We start from the raw sequence: 16,610 nt of genomic DNA, 5'->3' as shown, positions 1-16,610 counted from the left end.
CCCAGTCGCCATGGCCAGTGCCGCTTCCGCCATTCCCATTCTGCGATGGTGGGGCTCCCAGACTGAGTAGACAAGGGCGCACAAACCGCGCTACTCATTCCGCAGGTGGCGGATTGGCGGGCGGCGGGCAGAGGCGGGCGAGCGCATCGAGGGCGACCATGGAACGGACGCTACCGGGACACCAGCCGGTACCCGTGGGAGGGTCGACAGGCCGGGCGAAGATCGGCAGTTGAACCCGGCCCAGGTACCGCTCGCCGGGGTGAAGGCCTCGGCAGCCGAAAGCTGCGTCTGTCGGGTGGTCGATGAGCGCGTACTTGGCCGTTGGGCCAGCGCCTAGTCACAGCTACCCTGCGGGCCACCTACGCCGCTCAGCCGGGCCAACTAGAGCGCTCAGGGGCCAAGTAAAACGCTCAGGCACACCACCTGTGACTGGCCACGCTAGCTGGCGGCTGGCCACGGAGTTGACGAGTCCGCAGCCGAGGATCATATGACCTGCGGATCCGTCCGCGAGGTCGACCGTTTCGACCTGGGAGCGCCAACTATCGCTGCCAGGAAGCGCCGACCGTGAAGATCGATTGCTCACTATCCGCCGGGAGCAGCAGCGTGACCGCGCCCGGCGGCTTCTCAGAGGGCAGTGACGTTCGCCGCTGAGGGGCCCTTGGCCCCCTGTACCACCTCGTACTGCACGCGCTGGCCTTCGGACAGCGTCTTGAAGCCGTTGTCCTGGATGGCGCTGAAGTGGACGAAGACGTCCTTGCCTCCGTCATCGGGGGTGATGAAGCCGAACCCCTTGCTCTCGTGGAACCACTTGACCGTGCCAGTGGCTTTCGCGGGCACCGGGTCTGCCACCGAGGACACGGTGGGCTGAGGAGGAGCGTCCAGAGGTGCGGCGGAAGCTGCGCTCGCAGCGGCGGCAGCACAGACGAACAGGACGGAGGCCGCGGCACGGCCGGCAAAACGGAACACGGGATGTCTCCTGTCTACGGGATCACCCCAGTTTCCCCTCGCCAAGACTCTCCCACTGCGTTCCTGCGCCTGTGCCACACGAACGGGTCACCAACATCCTGGCCGGGAACGCGCTGCGCCCTGCGCCCGACATCCAGATATCGGGCGATGCGGAAACTGCGAGCAGCTGTGGCTGAGATCCATGCGCCGCCAGACGTAGCGACCAAGCCGCCAACCAGCATGTCCAGTCACAAACCGGGCGGGTCTGCGCCGGGTTCACGGAAGACTGAGCTTGTTCTTTATCGTCCTGGCCGCTTTGAAGGCGCGTGCCCAGGTTCGACCGCCTGCTGAGTAAGGTTGTGGCCATGGCTCAGGGAATGCGGCGGCAGCCCAAGGTGGACTTGGACAGCGGTGTCGAGGACGCGACGCTGCTCATCCTGGAGTGGCTCGGCGACCAGGGTGTCGGTGCCATGATCCGGGTCGACGCGGAGCGTGTGCGGGACGGTCGGCCCGCGTGGACGTTTGCCGCTTCTGGTGGGCCGCTGGACGGTGGGATGAGGGCTGACGGGGCCTCGGTTGCCGAGTGCATGGGCAGGGCGCTGCTGCAATTGCGAGAGGCCGGGCTGGTTGTGCCCTTCTGAATGCTGTGCTCAGCATCTGAGTTGGTCGCGTTCGGTGATGCTTTCTGCGCGTCTTACGGTCTTGCCTACGTTGTAACGGGTGGCGGGGTGCCGGTTCTTCGAGCCGCGTGGTCTGCCGGGGTCGGGTCGGTTTCGGTGCCCGGGCAGGACAGGGCAAGTTCGGGCGGAGGTTTCTGAACCCTCGGCGGACCCGGGCCGGGGTGAGCCGACCAGGCTCAGCCGGGCGCTCCCAGGGACGTCGAAGGTCAACGACCAGCGGTCGGGCGAGGCGGAGCTGGGTGTGAGCAGTGACGATCAGCCAGGTCCACCGGTCCGCGGCCTGTGGTGTGCGGAGTCGCGGGCGGGTCCAGCCCAGCGTTTGCTTGATCATTCTGAAGGTGTGTTCAAGGTCGAATCTGCGCAGGAACGCTTGCCAGCGCAGGTCGACGTCCTCTCCGGTCAGTCCGGTGGCCGACGACCACAGCCAGACGGGCAGCGGGTCGGCGCCGCCGGGCAGCCGGTCGACCTTCAGCCGGATCAAGGTGCCCTCGATGAGGGGGAGTTCGCCGGTGTGATCGATCCACGCGGAGCGGGTTGTCAGCCGCGGGTGGATGCGGTCCCACGCCATTGCGCGGGCGATGCCGTAGCGGTCGGTGACCTGCACGGTTGCCGCGCCGGGCTCGCCCCAGGTGTCGGGGAGTGCGAAGCGGAACTCCTTGCCGTGTTTCGGCGGGCGCCCACCTTGTAGCGGTGAGATCCACGGGACCGGAACCGGTTTGCGCATCACGCGGTCCGTGCGCATTCGTCCCAGGACCTCCACCGGCAGACCGTCCAGCAGGTAGGCCATGCGCGGGGCGTCGTACCCGGCGTCGAAGACAACCAGGATGTCCCGGTCACCGACGTTCCACCGTCCCATGTCAATGAGGTCGGTGACCACGCGGCGGACCTGGGCGGCGGTGACCTCGGCGACATCGTCGGCCGGCCCCAGCCGCAGCGCGTCCAGAATCTGGCACCACGAGATCCGACCCGACTCCAGGGCGGCAACGAAGGAGTACGGCCAGCCCGGGATCATCTGGTCCGAGGAACGGCCGCTGCGGCCGTAGACATGGCAGAACAGCCGGTCCGGGCTGCATGGAGCATCGGGGCGCAGCCAGTTGCTGATATCGACAGCCAGCACCAGGCGCCCCTCGGCGGCCTCGGGCAGCGGGAGTCCGGCCAGCACTTGCCGCAGCCTGGGCACGTCCACGTTCCCGCTATTCAGCGCGGAGTACATCGCGCCGTGCCCGCGTCGGTGCTCGGCCGTGAGCGTCAGATCCACAGCCGCGTTCACCGGCCCGTCGGCGCATAGCAGTGCGTCGGTCAGCTCGAACAGCGTGTCCGCGCGGGCGGTCAGGCAGTCGAAGAAGTCCTCCCGGAAACGCGATACCACAGCGAACGGCTCCCATCCGAAACCCGGTTGCAGCACCATCGTCCCTCACGGCCTTTGTTGCGGTCCGGTGTGTCCCTGGACGGAGCACAGGATCGAACGAAGGCCGTGGTCACGTGCGCGGAACTCTCATGTGGGTGAGCACGTCCGGTGCGCTGTTCGAGGCCGGAGGTAAAAGAACAAGCTGAGAAGCTGTTCCTGAACCTCTTTCCGCAGGTCGCGACGCTATGAACCGAACGGCAACGAGGGACGGGCCGTCAGGCGGCTGCGAGTGAGATCGGTGACGGGCCGGTCTGCCGGTGGGGCCGGGCCAGACGTCGGCTCATCAAGGTGATGAAGGCCCACTGGATATGTGCTTCGGCGTGGGCCATCTTGCGTTCGTAGTCCCGCACGTTGCGCCGGGCCCGCATGCCGGAGGCGCGGATCTTGGACCGCAACTTATCTGCTTTCAGGGCGGCTTGAAAGAAGTAAATCTCCGTTGACCGCGCGTCGGCAGGTGTGATGCAGTGCCTGTCGCAGCCTCGGGGGAAGAGGCTGCGACACGCCGAGTCCCCCGCACTGACCACGGGGGACTCATCCCAAGGGGGAAGTCTTGCGTCTCCACTCGTCACGCGCCGTCAAGGCGGCGCTGGCCACCGCAACCGTCATATCAGTGCTGATCATCCCGACGGCCGGTTCCGCATCCGCCGCGATGACGTCGAGCAAGGCGGGAACCACGTCCGCCGAGGTCGCCGCTGCCAGTATCGACGCGAAATGCCGGACCCACGGCCGCAATTACGTCGTGCGGAACTACCACCGAGGGCCCGCCAAGTACACGCTGCGCTGCGGCACTGCCAGGTGGGGCTGGAAGCACATCAAGGCGCGTCATGGCTGGAGCAGTACGATGGACAGGAAGATCAGCGCCGCCTTCTGGTCCGGGTTGCCTAACGGCCGGGGCGGCTTTTCCACCTATACCGCCCAGTGCCCGAGTGTCGAGAAGTTCCGCACCATCATCGGTACGCCTGCTGGGCAAAATGATCTTCTCACCGCATACAAGGTCAACACTCGCGCTGCTGCCATGTGCTAATCCGAGCCAACGGGAAAAGGACAGGTGATGGGCATGCCGACACCGGAACCCACCCCGGCCGAGCGTGCGCTGGGGCGTTCGTACACCACGGGTGACGGGCAAATGACGTTCGACATCTCTGATCTGTCCGTCGCTCATCACCCGAATCGCAGCGCGACCTTGACGTACTCGCTCACCGCGGTACGTCAAGGCCACCCGGACGAGCGCTGGATGTTCACGCTGCCGTGGGACGACAAGTCCTTTGTCGATGTGCTCACCGCGCCGGCCCCCGACCCAGAGCGGCTCCGCCAGCTCGTGCACCTGGTGCGCGCCCTGTTGGAGGAGTGGTGGGACACCAAGGAATACAATCGGCGGTCGGCGAGCATGGGGCGCCGGCTTCCCTGAGCCATTGCCGTTCCGTCGGGCCGGTACGTGGCCCGGGCCAGGCCCCGGACTCCGTATCGGCCGGTTCGTGTGGTCGAGGCCCGGCCCGCTCGGCTGGCTTGTTACGGGGGCGATCATGACCCACCTTGCTCCACGCCCGCATGGCCCCGCCCCGAACGCGCTGACCGACCGCTGAGAGTGCTCCGGGCCGCTCGCTGCCCGGAGCACCGTTCCGTGCCGAGCAAGCCGGAGTGAAGGCAGTGGCGCGGTTCAGGTGCCGGATTCCGTCACGTTGACGTCCGACTGCCCGCCCTTCCCAACGAGGGACGGGCCGTCAGGCGGCTGCGAGTGAGATCGCGCCTACGCCCGCGCTCTGACCGAGGACCTGGACAACCGCCGCCAGTTCGCTGCGACGTCCTCCCACCGGGCGATAGAGGTCGCCCGCTCGATCCGCAAGCAGCTGCGCGACCGGCGGCAGCGCGGGGAGTAGCCGCTGACGGCGGCAAGCCGTTGAGCACAGCATCGCGTGCATGAGCATCCGGCCCCCGCGGATACGCGAGCGAGCCCCGGACCATCAGCGGTCCGGGGCTCGCGGGCTGTTCGGGGCGGCCTCTACAGCTTGAAATCCAGGTGCTGTACGTCGTTGATCTGCACCTCTTGCAGGGAGCCGGCGCGGCGCCCGCCGTCCTGGAAGTACACCTCGCGGAGCGCGTCGGCGGCGAGCTCGCGCAACTGGTCCTCGCTGGCGCCCTGCTCCTGGGCGTCGAAGAGGCGGGCGGCGTACTGCGGCGGGAGGGCCACGGTCAGCTGCCGCAGGCGGTCCTCGTCCGTCGTGTCCACCGGCGCCCCGGCGTAGCCGAGGCGGGCGTGGACGTCGATGACGATGCCGCCGGTCGTCGCGGCCTTCTCCCTGGCCTTGGCCCGGATCTGCGGCTGCCACCGCTTCTTGACCTCGCCCTCCAGCCGGGCGGCGAGGTCGGCGCGCGGCTTCTTGATCTGGTCCTTCACGTACCGCTCGACGGTGCGCTGGGAGATCCGCAGCATCTGGGCGACCGCCTTGGTGCCCTTGTACTGCTTGACCAGGTAGCGCATCTGCGCGCCGGCCGCCTTCGGCGTGGGGCGGGTGAACGCCTTCTGCACCGCCTGGTCGAGGCCGTCCCCGAACTCCTTGTTCATGCTCCCTACTCCCCGGTGTCCTTGTTGGTGACGATGCCGTCCTTGATGTACCGGGCGAGGTTGAGCTCAGGAGACTCGTACTGCTCCCGTACGCCCTCGCCCCACAGCGTGGTCTGCGTGCCCTCGTGCTTGACCAGGCCGGGGTTGACCCCGAGCTTGAAGCCGCCCGGCAGCGGCTTGCCCTCCCGGTAGGGCAGGAAGTCCAGCGGGCTCTCGCCGTCGACCGCGTAGACGACGCAGTCGGAGTTGACCGCGATCGGGTACTGCCCGGTGAACGCCGCGTGCTTGACCATCTTGCGGTGCAGGTTCATCCGGGTGCGGGAGATGACCGCCGCGCGGATGTCGGGCCGCCACGTCGGGCGGGACAGCGCCCGCCACGGCTCGCCAGCCGTCCAGCCCTCGCCGCGGGGGCGCTCACGCAGCTTGCCCAGGCCGCCCTTCACCGTCGCCTTGACGGCGGTCACCACGATCGCCAGCTCCGGGTCACGGCCCTTGTAGCCGACCATCGCCGCCAGGAAGTCCTGCGGCGACAGATCCGCGTCGACACCCAGGTCGGCCATCGTGGTCAGGTAGGCGTCCCGCAGCCGGTTGTACCAGCCGTCCAGGTACCGGCCGTTGTCGTACCGCACCCATGCCTCGGTCGGCGTCACGTCGTACCCGAGCTCCACCGCGTAGGCCACGGTCGGCGTCGCGTACCAGGCCGGCCCTTCCGGGCGGTCACCCTTCGGCGTGAACGGGCTGGGCAGCAGATCACCCTGGAGCTCCGCCCAGTCCTTGCCGGCCTTCACCCGGGACAGGTCGACATGGGACAGGTCGACCAGCCACGAGCCGGGCAGCTTCGGGTCGAACACCGTGTTCTTGACGTGCGTCGCCTCACCGAGGCCGACGACCAGGCCGTTCGCTCCGGCGGCGAAGGCCATGTTCACGTCCAGGCCCACCAGGTGCCGCCGCGTGCACTCGGTGTCGGTCATCGGCCGCGCCCAGTCGTACGCCTCCTCGAACAGCTTCTCCGCCGGGCCGCGCATGTGGAAGCGCGGCAGGTCCTTGAGCAGCGGGTGGCCGTCCGGGGCCTCGCACGGTGCGCAGTCCACCGGGTCCTTGCCCAGCGAGCCGGGGTTCTTGTCGTCGGCCTGCCGCAGGGCGCCGGTCTCCTCATCGCGTACGGCGTAGGTCGGCGGGTGCAGGGCGGTCATCAGCTCCAGGCCGGTGACGGCGGTGGAGCCGCGCGGCGTCATCACCCGGGACGCGTACACGCCCATCACTCGGGCGAGCTCCGCCGGCGGCAGCTGCGCGGCGCTGCCCCAGTGCCGGGTGTCCAGCGCCTTCCACGAAGGGATGCACAGCTGCACACACTGCCGGTCCGAGCCCTTGGCCGGACGGTAGATCCTCGCCCACGGCCCGAACCCGCGCTTCGTGAGCTTCCAGTCGGCACGGACCAGCTGCTTGATCACCTTGTGGACCTCCGGGATCCGCCCGGCGTGCTGCTCCTCCTCGGTGAGGCCGACGGGCAGGCCGTAGCGCTCCAGGGCGGCCTCGGTGAGCACGACCAGCGGGTCGGCCGCCCTGCCCGGACCGGACAACTTCGGCTGCCCGAGCTTCGCCTCCTTCAGGGTCCAGTCCACCAGGGACGGCAGGCTCTTGGCGGGCACGTCCAGGACCAGGCCGCCGACGCAGTACGCCAGGACCTTCCCGTCCTCGACGTCGACGACTGCCAGCGGCCCGTTCTCGAACCGCGGGTCCATCTCGCCCGCCGGGGTCGCGGCCGGGGCCGCCTTCTTCGCACCCGGACGGCGCGACGTCGACGTCGGCCTGGTGGTGCGCGCCGGACGCGGCGCGGCCGCCGGGGTGGTGGTGACGGGGGCAGGGGTGGTCTCGGTGTTCTCGGGTGCAGTCATGACCGCAGCCTCGGGCGCCGGACCTGTGGACAGGGTCTGCGCTTCCGCCGGAGCGGGCACGGCGGCGAACGTGGCCGGCACCGCAGCGTCAGGGACGGGCGCGACCGCGTCGGCTGCGGCGGCCACGTCGCCCGGGGCGGGGTAGAGCTCCGCGAGCTTGTCCAGCAGCCGGGCGTAGGCGTCGCGCTCCGGCGGCCGGGGCTCGGTCTTGCCGGACTCCCACCCGCTGACCGTGGCGCGGCGCACCTGCAGCGTGGTGGCCACCTCGTCGATCGTCAGGCCGTGCGCGGCACGCAGCCGCTTGCGCTCCGCCGGCAGCGGGAGCGTGGCGCGGGACGCGAGCAAGGCGTCGACCGCGTCGAACAACTCGGACATGGGTTACCTCCTGACCAACACCCTACCCCATGAAACGTACGATGTGCGTACGTTTGCCGTACGAACAACGTACGAAGTGCGTTCGAGGATGCAGATATGCCGATGCGGGACGAGTGGGGGGGGTGACCTGTCCCAGCGAAGGTTGGGCGTTCTCATCGAAGGCTGGTCGCCGGGCTTGCTTCTCATCAAGGATTGAGCGGACCGTCGGAAGCCGTTCCGTCTTGATGAGCGGACCGGGCGGGCCCGCCCCACGCTTTCAGCCGCTGGGTAGTTGACCCGATATGGCATGGACGCTGCCGGTGGAACGCCCAGAGACTGAGGCTTCTGGGGGTGTGACACTGGCAACCTCGCGTAATCCGGAGTCGCGTATTCCTCGGCTGTTGAGGGCTCCTGATCACCGGGGGGGCAGAGCGTTCCCGTTTTCGCCCTGGCACACCTGCTGGGCTTCGACCTGATGCCCAGGATCAGGAACTGGAAGGGCCCGATCGGGTTCACCCCGACCGCCCTGCACCACGTGACCAACGCGCTCGACCCGGCGCACGCCACGCCGGTGTACTGCGGCTGACCGGCCAGCCGGTCCTGGGACTCACCGGCTGTCCCAGGCCCGGCCGAGCCGCTCGGCCAGCTCGGTGAGCGTCGCTGCCGGGAGGGTGAACGGCACCCGGATGTGCGTCGTGTCCGGCACGACCTCCACTCCGTGCCGCAGCGCGAGCTGGGCGTAGACCCGGGCGTCCATGTCGGGCAGTTCGATCCACAGCGCCGAGCCGCCGTCCGGGCGGCGCCATCGCCAGTCCGGTAGCCGGGCGCGTAGGGCCGCCTCCAGGTGGGCCAGTCGGCGGAGCGGCTCGGTGTCCGGCGGCGTGGGCCGGCGCAGCAGCCGGGCGGTGAGCGCCTGGTCCAGCACCGGGCTGCCCAGGTCGGCGAGGGTCTTCAGTCGCGCGATCCGCTCGGCGATCGGCGCGGGGGCCCGGAGCCAGCCGACCCGCAGGCCCGACCAGATCGTCTTGGTGACCGAACCGACGCTGAGGACGGTCGCGCCGCCCGGCGCGTACGCGGCCAACGGCGGGGGCGGCGGCGTGCCCAGGGTGGTGCAGTAGGCGTTGTCCTCCAGCACCGGCACGCCGTGCTGCGCGGCCAGTTCACCGATCCGGTGACGGCGGGCCGCCGACATCAGGGTGCCGGTCGGATTGTGGAAGGTCGGCATCAGGTACGCCAGCGCCGGTCCGGCCGCGAACGCCGGCGCGAGCTCGGCGACGCTGGCCCCCTCGGCGTCCAGCCCGACCGGGGCGAGCCGGGCGCCCGCCGCGTGGAAGGCGTCGAGGCAGCCGGGCCAGCCCGGGGACTCGACGACGACCGTGGCGCGGCGGCGGACGAAGCAGGTGATCGCGAGGCTGATCGCCTGGGTGGCCCCGGTGGTGACGACGATCTGGTCGGCGGTGGTGGGCAGGCCGTCGGCCGTGTACTGGTCGGCAATGGTCTCGCGGAGCACCGGCAGACCGCGCGGGTGGTGGCCGGCGTCGGCGAGCAGCGCGGGCAGGTCCTCGGCCGCGAGGGCGGCGAGCTCGGCGGCCAGGTTGGCGGGCGGCTCGCCGGCGGCGCGGGCCAGGGAGATTAGCGGGCCGGGCCCGGCGGCGAGCCGGCGGACCACCGCCGTGCCGGACTCGGCCCCGGAGCCGCCACGCTCGCCCGGGCCGCCGCGCACCCGGCTGCCGCTGCCCCGTCGACTGTCCAGCATGCCGGCGTCCCGAAGCAGGTCATAGGCCGCGACGATGGTGGCCCGGCTCAGCCTGAGCGCCCCGGCCAGCTCCCGCTCGGCCGGCAGCCGCTCACCGGCCCCGAGGTCGCCGGCCTCCACGGCGACGGTGAGGGCGGCGGCGAGCCGCCGGTACAACGGCCCCGGCGCGGTCGCCCAGTCGCCCAGGATCTCGGTCAGCTCGGCCGCGGTCCAGTTCCGGTCCACATGTTCCCCCATTGGCCCGGGTGACGGGCGGCCGCGCCGACAAGACTCGGCTCCATGATCACACCGAAGGACGCCCGGCTGCGGGCGGTAACCGATCTCATGGTGCCGGCCACCCGCACGGACGCGGGGCGGCACGAGTACGACGGGCTACTCCAGGACCTCTCCCCCGAGGGGGTACGCCGAGGCCTGGCCGCGCTCGGCGGCCCCCCGGTCGCCGACCCGCACGACGAACGGCAGCTCGCCGCCGCCGAGCGCGCGCTGCGGGTCCGCTACCGCGAACTGGAGCTGCACCGGTTCGACCCGACCCCGCACCTGGAGAACCTCGACGTCACCTGCTACGACCGCGAATACGCTCCGGCCGCCGAGCGTGCCGCCGCCCGCCGGACGCACCTCGCGGGCTGGCCGGACGCCGTGGACGCCGCGATCGCCGCCCTCGACCGGGTGCCGGCGCCGCTGGCCGAGACGGCCCTCAACACGGCCCGGGGCCTGGCCGACCTGGTCGCCGACGAGCCGCCCGCCCGGGCCGCCCTCGACCGGCTCACCACGCACCTGCGGCACGCGGCCCGCACCGGCGATCCGGACCCGGCGCTCGGCGAGTCGGCGCTGGCCCGGCTGGCCGGGGCGACCGAGGCGGTCGAGGTGGACCTGACCGCGCTGGCCGCCCGGCTCGACGTCGAGCGCGACGCGTGGCGGGACCGGTTGATCGAGGCGTGCGGCCGGATCGACCCAGCCGCCCCGGCGGAGGTGACCATGGCAGGGATCCTCGCCGACCACCCGTCGCCGTCGGGGGTGCTGGAGCTGGCCGCCGAGCTGGTCACCGAGGTCGAGGCGTGGACGGCGGAGCGGGGGCTCGTGCCGTACCTGGACGGCGAGTGCCGGGTCGGAGTCACCCCGCCGACCGACGCGCACCAGGTGGCGACGCTGACCATGGCCGCCCCGTACGAGCCGGACGGGCCGAGCTGGTTCCGGATCACCCCGCCGGCCCCGGGCTGGCCGGCGGACCGGAGCGCGCAGTGGCTGTCGCTGTACAACCGATCGGGGCTGGCCAACATCGCCCTGCACGAGGCGGCCCCTGGCCATCACGCGCACGGCCGGGCGCTGCGCCGCGCCGCCGGCGACGTCCGGCGCACCCTGCACTCCGCCGCCTTCGTCGAGGGCTGGGCGCACTACTGCGAGCAGCTCGCCGTCGAGGAGGGCTTCCGGGACGGCGATCCGCGGTTCGTGGCGAGCGTCGCCCGGGACGCGCTGCTGCGGATCAGCCGGCTGGCCTGCACCATCGGCTTCCAGACCAGGACGATGTCGGTGGCGGAGGCGCGCCACCGGTACACCGTGGACGCCCTGCTCGCCGGGCCGGCCGCCGACGCCGCCGTGCACCGGGTGCTCCGGGATCCGCTGACCCTGTCGTACACGTGGGGCAAGCTGGCGATCCTCGACCTGCGGGACCGGGCCCGGGCCGAGTGGGGATCCGGGTTCAGCCTCGGCCGGTTCCACGCGGCGCTGCTCGGCCTCGGCGCGCCGCCGCTGGGCCTGCTCGACCGGGCGCTGGGAGACTGAGATGTGGGCGTTCGTACTGGCCTCGGCGGTGCTGATCGCGGTGCCGGGACCCAACATGGTGTACATCGTGACCCGCGCCGCCGCGCACGGCCGCCGGGCCGGGCTGCTGTCCGCGCTCGGTGTGGAGACCGGCACCCTGGTCCATGTCGGCCTCGCGGTGGCCGGGGTGGCGGCGCTGCTGGCCGGCGCGCCCGCCGCGTCCGGCGCGATCCGGTGTGCCGGGGTGGGTTATCTGCTCTGGCTGGGACTGCGCGCCCTGCGGCACCGGCCGGCACCCGCCGCGCCGATCGTCCCGGAGTCGGCGGCCCGGATGTTCCGGGACGGCGCGCTGGTCAACCTGCTCAATCCGAAGGTCGCGTTGTTCTTCCTGGCGTTCCTGCCGCAGTTCGCGACGACGCCGGCCGGGCTGCTCGTCCATGGCACGGTTTTCTTCGCGCTGGCGCTGGCCGCCGACCTCGGCTACGCGCTGGCCGGGGCGGCGGTGGGCGGCCGACTGCGGGTCGGCGGGCGGTGGCCAGGGATGATCTACCTGGCACTCGCCGGCTACGCGGCACTCGCGTGACGACCCATCGACCGACCCGCAGCGCCGCGCTGACCGGGGCCGCCTCAGTCCCAGTCGTCGCGCCGCCCCCGCTTGACCGCCGACCGGGCCTCGCGGCCACCACGCGACCGGGCAGGCAGCCGATGCGCGCTGACAACTCCGCCCACTTGGCCGAGGCCGCGCAACAACGCCGTCTGGACTGCGTTGCCCGCGTCCAAGCCGCCCTCGACAGCCTGGAGCGCGACGGCGGGTCCGTCACCGTTGCCGGGGTCGCCTCCCGAGCGGGAGTATCCCGGACCTTCCTCTACGACGACGCCCAGTCAGCCCTGCGGGGGTCCAGATACGCGCCAAAGAGGCAACGGGATGATCTTGAAGCCCTGATGTGCTCGGACTCACCTGCGACGGCGGGCGGCGGGGTCGCGTTCGGCGACGTGCCGGGCGACCGCGTCGACGCTGGGGCGTGCGTACCGCTCCAGGGAGCGGGCGGAGGCGTGGCGGGAGCGGGCCAGCAGCATCGGGGTGGAGGTGCCCTCGGCGTCGCGTGTCAGGGTGCTGCGGCGGATCCGGTGCAGTGTCCAGCCGTCGCGCGGCTCGATGCCGGTGCCCTTGACCGCCTTGGCGAACTCGGCGTCGAACCGCTCCTGCCGAGCGCGTGGCCGAGTTCGCTGGTCCGGGTGCGCGACGATTTCAGCTACGGGCCCGAGGGCGGCGTTCCCCCTCGGCATCGCTGCTCCCTGCGCTCGTCAGAATCGCGCTCGCGACAACATCGAAGAGGTGGTCGGCGCGTGGGGCGAGCGAGGGTTGATCGCCGAGCCAAGCGAGCATGGCTATCAGCGCAAACAGATCGTCGCCATCGATGTCGCTCCGCGCTGTGCCTGCGGCCTGGGCGCGGGTGAGGAGCCGCGCACCGGCTGCGCGCAGGGTGACGCACGAAGCGTGGAGTGCGGACTCGGTGTCCTCGATGGCAGCTGCCATCAGCACGGTCACGCCCCGATACTCGGTCGTCCACGCGACGCAGTCGCGTAGCCACGAAACAAGAGCGTCTTCGGGCGAGCTCAACGTTTCGAGTTCGGCTGCCTGTGCCGCCATCTCGTCGAAGCTCGTGCGGAGCAGGGCATCGAGCAGCGCCTCGCGTGTCGGGAAGTGCCGCAGCAGCGTCGCGAGCCCGACGTCGGCCCTGCGCGCGATGTCGCGCAGTGATACGTCGACGCCTTGCTCGGTGATGGCGGTGCCCGCTACTGCGAGCAGGTGGTCGCGGTTCTTCCTGGCGTCGGCCCGCATCTGTCCCCCTTGACTATCCGGATCAGTGGTCCATATATTCGCACCAGTGGTCCATTTACGTGGAGCGCTGATCCGAATAAACCTATCCCGCAGCGCGGGCAGGAGAAAACGATGCCGACACACACGATGAGGGCGATCCGGCTCCATGAGCACGGCGGCCCTGAAGTTCTGCGTTACGACGAGGCGCCGATTCCCGAGCCGGGGCCGGGCGAAGTGCTCGTTCGCGTTCACGCGGTGGGCATCAATCCGCCCGACTGGTACCTGCGCGGCGGGTACACCACGATGCCCGGGGAGACGGAATCGACAGTCAGCCTGCCGGTGACTCCGGGGACGGACGTGTCGGGCGTCGTCGAGGCCGTCGCCGCGGACGTGGACGGCCTCGCCGTCGGTGATGAAGTCTTCGGTCTTCTGCGTTTTCCCAGCTTCCACGGCAGCGCATACGCCGAGTACGTGGCCGCGCCCGCGTCGGACCTCGCACGCAAGCCGGCCGGCATCGACCACGTGCACGCCGCCGGGGCGCCCATGGCCGGGCTCACCGCGTGGCAGTTCCTGATCGAGGTCGGACACGATCACCCCTCGCCCTTCCAGAAGACACGGCATCGCCCGACGGCACTCGACGCCGACACGACGGTGCTCATCAACGGCGCCGCGGGCGGCGTGGGGCACTTCGCACTGCAGCTGGCGAAGTGGAAGGGTGCGCGAGTCATCGCGGTGGCATCGGGCGCGCATGAATCGTTCCTGAGCGAACTCGGCGCCGACCAGTTCATCGACTACACCAAGAGTCGTCCCGAGGAACTCGTGCACGACGTCGACCTCGTTCTCGACACCGTCGGCGGCCCCGACAGCAAACGCTTCCTGCGCACGCTCAAGCGCGGCGGCGCCCAGTTCCCCGTACTTCCCGGGGACTTCGACGAAGAAGAGACCGCAAAGCTGGGCGTCACGGTCTCGAGCGCCCAAGTCCGTTCGAACGGCGCGCAGCTTGCCGAACTGGGGCGCCTGCTCGACGCGGGCACGGTCCGCGTCGCGATCGACAGCACGTTTGCGCTCGCGGATGCCCGAGCCGCGCACGAACGCGCCGCCCGAGGGCACATCCAGGGCAAGATCGTGCTCGCGGTCGCTTAGGAACGAGCCGTTTCACCGACGCGTCCGGCGCCCGTCCGCGGGGCACCGGTGGCCATCAAGAATGATGCGGAGAGCCAGGGGCGCGTCTGGCGACCAGGCGGTCGCGATTCGCTCCCACACGGACAGGAGGCCTCGCCAGGGTCCGCGTCCTCCCAGAACTCCTCGCTATCCGCGATGAACGCGCGGCCGCCGCAACCAGCGCAGACGGAGGGAACAACCTTCACCGGACGGCCGTCGGCAGCGTTCCGGAGAAACGCCGCGAGGTCCGCAGAAACACCCTCGCCAACCTGATCATCAGCGTGCACAGGCACATCGTTCCCGACGCCCGAACCAGCACCCATCCACCTTGATCAAAGAGATAGGGGCACCCCCCCCCGTTTGTGAGAGGGCGGAGTGCCGGGCCATGCGCGCGTCGTTGTCCGGCCCGCACGTCATGGCCCGGCCAACTGTCTCCTCAGTCCAGGTCGGACATGTCGAGCACGAAGCGGTAGCGGACGTCGTTTCGCCGGAGGCGGTCGAGTGCCGTGTCCACCTGTGACGACGGGAGTACTTCGATGTCGGCGGCGATGCTGTTGTCGGCGCAGAATTGGAGCATCTCGGCCGTCGCCAGGCGGCCTCCACTGCCCGCGGAACTGAGCTTCTTGCGGCCGATGAGCAGGTCCGTGGCCTCGACGGTGACGGGGCCCAGGTACCCGAGGAGGCTGAGGGTGCCGTCCATCGCCACCAGCTTCAGATACGGGGCGAGGGCGTGAGGGGCGGAGATGGTGTCGATGACGACGTCGAAGGTGTCGCGTGCCGTGGCCATCTGCTGGATGTCGGTGGAGTCGATGAGGTCGTGAGCGCCGAGCTTGCGGGCGTCGTCGCGCTTGTCCTGGGTGCGGCTGATGACGGTCGTGGTGGCGCCGAGTGCCACGGCCATCTTGACCGCGAGGTGGCCCAGGCCGCCGAGGCCGGCCACGGCGACGCGACTGCCGGGGCCCACGCCGAGGGAGCGCAGGGGTTCCCAGACGGTGACGCCGGCGCACATCAGCGGGGCGGCTGCGGCCGGGTCGAGGCCGGAGGGGAGCGGGTAGGCGAAGGTGTCGCGCACGACGTACTCGCGGGAGTAGCCGCCCAGGGTGGTCGACCCGTCCTGCCGGTCGGTGCCGCCGTAGGTCAGAGTCGGGAAGGAGTGGCAGAAATTCTCTTGTCCGGCTTCGCACATGGCGCACACGCCGCAGGAGTCGACGATGTTGCCCACCGCGACGCGGTCGCCGACCGAGAAGGTGGTTACCTCCGATCCGATCCCGGCCACCACGCCGGTGAATTCGTGACCGGGCACCAGGGGCGCTTTCGTGTGCTGGTCGTGGGCGCGCAGGGCGTGCAGGTCGGTGTGGCACACGCCGCAGTAATCGACCTGCACCGCGATGTCATCCGGGCGCAGGTCACGGCGCTCCAGCGAAGTGCGCCGCAGCGCCGTCGGGCCGGCCGCCTGCCATCCGGTGGTCGTTCGCATACTCACTCCCTAAACAGACTGTTCGGTCTGTTGCAGTTTAAATGCGACCGCGCATCAAGGCAAACCAACTGTTCTGTTTGATAGACTGCGGGCATGCCGGAACAGCCCCAGACCTCGCGAGGCGCCGCGACCTACCAGCGCATCCTCGACGCCGCCACCGAAGAGTTCGCCCAGCACGGCATCGCCGGGGCGCGCATCGAACGCATCGTGACGGCAGCGCGCACCAACAAGGCGCAGCTCTACGCCTACTTCGGCGACAAAGAGCGGCTCTTCGACGCGATCTTCCTCAGCTCGCTGGAGCGCATCACCAACGTCGTGCCCATTGACGCCGACGATCTCGCGGAGTGGGCCGTTCGTCTCTACGACGAATACCTGCGGCGCCCCGACCTCATCCGGCTGGCGACCTGGACACGACTGGAGCGCCGGCCTGCCGGGCACCTCGTCGAGACCCACCAGCACTACGACGACCGCAAGCTCACGGCCATCGCCGAGGCCCAGGCCGCCGGGCGGGTCCGCGCAGGTGACCCTTTCGACATCATGGCCATGGTCATCGCCATGTCCATGGCCTGGTCACCGGTCAGCAACGTATATGCGGCCAGCAGCCAAGAACCCTATGACGTACATGACCAGCGCCGCGTCCTGCTCCGCGACTGCGTCCAAAGTGCCACCGCGGCCGGCGGAGGCGGCCCATCCCTCTCATGACTGCCACCAACACCCCTGGTGACGCTCACGCACGTTGCCTGGGCTCCGGTCAGGCCCGGAGCCCGTGACCCCCGGGCTCCGGGCCTGAC

General features: G+C 70.4%; 15 protein-coding genes and 2 pseudogenes. 8 read left to right on the top strand and 9 right to left on the bottom strand.

The features are described from left to right. Positions 1–624: 624 nt before the first annotated feature. Complete coding sequence (gene cspE, locus ACLLJJ_RS41790; protein WP_434600058.1) at positions 625–849, bottom strand: transcription antiterminator/RNA stability regulator CspE; 225 nt, start codon at positions 847–849, stop codon at positions 625–627. Positions 850–1,310: 461 nt separating this feature from the next. On the opposite strand from cspE, the gene ACLLJJ_RS41785 reads away from it, so the two are divergent. Continuing rightward, a complete protein-coding gene (locus ACLLJJ_RS41785; protein WP_434600057.1) occupies positions 1,311–1,586 on the top strand; it encodes a hypothetical protein in 276 nt (91 codons plus the stop codon). A gap of 9 nt (positions 1,587–1,595) precedes the next feature. Here ACLLJJ_RS41785 and ACLLJJ_RS41780 read toward each other — a convergent pair. Then, positions 1,596–3,033, bottom strand: a pseudogene (locus ACLLJJ_RS41780) (NF041680 family putative transposase). Positions 3,034–3,248: 215 nt separating this feature from the next. Beyond that, positions 3,249–3,428: a hypothetical protein gene (locus ACLLJJ_RS41775; RefSeq protein WP_434600056.1), complete on the bottom strand. Its 180-nt coding sequence runs from the start codon at positions 3,426–3,428 to the stop codon at positions 3,249–3,251. A gap of 215 nt (positions 3,429–3,643) precedes the next feature. Between ACLLJJ_RS41775 and ACLLJJ_RS41770 the strand changes: the two genes are divergently transcribed. Together ACLLJJ_RS41770 and ACLLJJ_RS41765 are read left to right on the top strand one after the other, a co-directional pair. Beyond that, the gene (locus ACLLJJ_RS41770; protein WP_434600055.1) at positions 3,644–4,057 is read left to right on the top strand and encodes a hypothetical protein; all 414 of its coding nucleotides are present in this window, start codon (positions 3,644–3,646) and stop codon (positions 4,055–4,057) included. Positions 4,058–4,090: 33 nt separating this feature from the next. After that, positions 4,091–4,441 (top strand): hypothetical protein, encoded by a 351-nt coding sequence (locus tag ACLLJJ_RS41765; protein WP_434600054.1) that lies wholly within the window; start codon positions 4,091–4,093, stop codon positions 4,439–4,441. Between the two features lie 591 nt (positions 4,442–5,032). On the opposite strand, the gene tpg is transcribed toward ACLLJJ_RS41765, so the two are convergent. Then, positions 5,033–5,596: a telomere-protecting terminal protein Tpg gene (gene tpg, locus ACLLJJ_RS41760; protein WP_434600053.1), complete on the bottom strand. Its 564-nt coding sequence runs from the start codon at positions 5,594–5,596 to the stop codon at positions 5,033–5,035. A 5-nt stretch (positions 5,597–5,601) separates the two neighbouring features. After that, positions 5,602–7,866, bottom strand: a complete 2,265-nt coding sequence (gene tap / locus ACLLJJ_RS41755; protein WP_434600052.1) for a telomere-associated protein Tap — start codon at positions 7,864–7,866, stop codon at positions 5,602–5,604. 403 nt (positions 7,867–8,269) lie between these two features. Here tap and ACLLJJ_RS41750 point away from each other — a divergent pair. Further along, positions 8,270–8,365, top strand: a pseudogene (locus ACLLJJ_RS41750) (Tn3 family transposase); the annotation flags it as partial. 87 nt (positions 8,366–8,452) lie between these two features. On the opposite strand, the gene ACLLJJ_RS41745 reads toward ACLLJJ_RS41750, so the two are convergent. Beyond that, positions 8,453–9,826 carry a PLP-dependent aminotransferase family protein gene (locus tag ACLLJJ_RS41745; RefSeq protein WP_434600051.1) on the bottom strand — a complete coding sequence of 458 codons (1,374 nt, stop codon included), beginning with the start codon at positions 9,824–9,826 and terminating at the stop codon, positions 8,453–8,455. Positions 9,827–9,880: 54 nt separating this feature from the next. Here ACLLJJ_RS41745 and ACLLJJ_RS41740 point away from each other — a divergent pair, with 54 nt between their 5' ends. Both ACLLJJ_RS41740 and ACLLJJ_RS41735 read left to right on the top strand, forming a co-directional pair. Further along, entirely contained in the window at positions 9,881–11,380 is a 1,500-nt protein-coding gene (locus tag ACLLJJ_RS41740) for a DUF885 family protein (RefSeq protein ID WP_434600050.1), read from the top strand. Position 11,381: 1 nt separating this feature from the next. After that, positions 11,382–11,942, top strand: coding sequence for a LysE family translocator (locus ACLLJJ_RS41735; protein ID WP_434600049.1), 561 nt, complete (start codon positions 11,382–11,384; stop codon positions 11,940–11,942). Positions 11,943–12,313: 371 nt separating this feature from the next. On the opposite strand, the gene ACLLJJ_RS41730 is transcribed toward ACLLJJ_RS41735, so the two are convergent. Both ACLLJJ_RS41730 and ACLLJJ_RS41725 read right to left on the bottom strand, forming a co-directional pair. After that, on the bottom strand, positions 12,314–12,646 hold the full coding sequence (locus ACLLJJ_RS41730) for a hypothetical protein (protein WP_434600048.1): 333 nt from the start codon (positions 12,644–12,646) through the stop codon (positions 12,314–12,316). Continuing rightward, a complete protein-coding gene (locus ACLLJJ_RS41725) occupies positions 12,609–13,202 on the bottom strand; it encodes a TetR/AcrR family transcriptional regulator (protein ID WP_434600047.1) in 594 nt (197 codons plus the stop codon). The genes ACLLJJ_RS41730 and ACLLJJ_RS41725 overlap by 38 nt, the downstream gene beginning before the upstream one ends. Before the next feature lie 111 nt (positions 13,203–13,313). Here ACLLJJ_RS41725 and ACLLJJ_RS41720 point away from each other — a divergent pair, with 111 nt between their 5' ends. Then, positions 13,314–14,324: an NADP-dependent oxidoreductase gene (locus tag ACLLJJ_RS41720; protein WP_434600046.1), complete on the top strand. Its 1,011-nt coding sequence runs from the start codon at positions 13,314–13,316 to the stop codon at positions 14,322–14,324. 454 nt (positions 14,325–14,778) lie between these two features. On the opposite strand, the gene ACLLJJ_RS41715 is transcribed toward ACLLJJ_RS41720, so the two are convergent. Further along, positions 14,779–15,819 carry an NAD(P)-dependent alcohol dehydrogenase gene (locus ACLLJJ_RS41715; protein WP_434600045.1) on the bottom strand — a complete coding sequence of 347 codons (1,041 nt, stop codon included), beginning with the start codon at positions 15,817–15,819 and terminating at the stop codon, positions 14,779–14,781. 93 nt (positions 15,820–15,912) lie between these two features. Between ACLLJJ_RS41715 and ACLLJJ_RS41710 the strand changes: the two genes are divergently transcribed. Further along, positions 15,913–16,521 carry a TetR family transcriptional regulator gene (locus tag ACLLJJ_RS41710; RefSeq protein ID WP_434600044.1) on the top strand — a complete coding sequence of 203 codons (609 nt, stop codon included), beginning with the start codon at positions 15,913–15,915 and terminating at the stop codon, positions 16,519–16,521. Positions 16,522–16,610 lie beyond the last annotated feature (89 nt).

The organism is Streptomyces sp. A5-4, from assembly GCF_051131715.1.
In the GTDB taxonomy this organism is placed as follows: Bacteria; Actinomycetota; Actinomycetes; order Streptomycetales; family Streptomycetaceae; genus Streptomyces.
This window is presented reverse-complemented; position numbering and strand designations above follow the sequence as displayed.

Excerpts from the sequence above, each read along its gene's own strand:
- ACLLJJ_RS41785 (WP_434600057.1), top strand. The coding sequence starts at position 1,311 with ATGGCTCAGGGAATGCGGCGGCAGCCCAAGGTGGACTTGGACAGCGGT.
- ACLLJJ_RS41765 (WP_434600054.1), top strand. The coding sequence starts at position 4,091 with ATGCCGACACCGGAACCCACCCCGGCCGAGCGTGCGCTGGGGCGTTCG.
- tpg (WP_434600053.1), bottom strand. The coding sequence starts at position 5,596 with ATGAACAAGGAGTTCGGGGACGGCCTCGACCAGGCGGTGCAGAAGGCG.
- tap (WP_434600052.1), bottom strand. The coding sequence starts at position 7,866 with ATGTCCGAGTTGTTCGACGCGGTCGACGCCTTGCTCGCGTCCCGCGCC.
- ACLLJJ_RS41740 (WP_434600050.1), top strand. The coding sequence starts at position 9,881 with ATGATCACACCGAAGGACGCCCGGCTGCGGGCGGTAACCGATCTCATG.
- ACLLJJ_RS41735 (WP_434600049.1), top strand. The coding sequence starts at position 11,382 with ATGTGGGCGTTCGTACTGGCCTCGGCGGTGCTGATCGCGGTGCCGGGA.
- ACLLJJ_RS41730 (WP_434600048.1), bottom strand. The coding sequence starts at position 12,646 with ATGCCGAGGGGGAACGCCGCCCTCGGGCCCGTAGCTGAAATCGTCGCG.
- ACLLJJ_RS41725 (WP_434600047.1), bottom strand. The coding sequence starts at position 13,202 with ATGCGGGCCGACGCCAGGAAGAACCGCGACCACCTGCTCGCAGTAGCG.
- ACLLJJ_RS41720 (WP_434600046.1), top strand. The coding sequence starts at position 13,314 with ATGCCGACACACACGATGAGGGCGATCCGGCTCCATGAGCACGGCGGC.
- ACLLJJ_RS41715 (WP_434600045.1), bottom strand. The coding sequence starts at position 15,819 with ATGCGAACGACCACCGGATGGCAGGCGGCCGGCCCGACGGCGCTGCGG.
- ACLLJJ_RS41710 (WP_434600044.1), top strand. The coding sequence starts at position 15,913 with ATGCCGGAACAGCCCCAGACCTCGCGAGGCGCCGCGACCTACCAGCGC.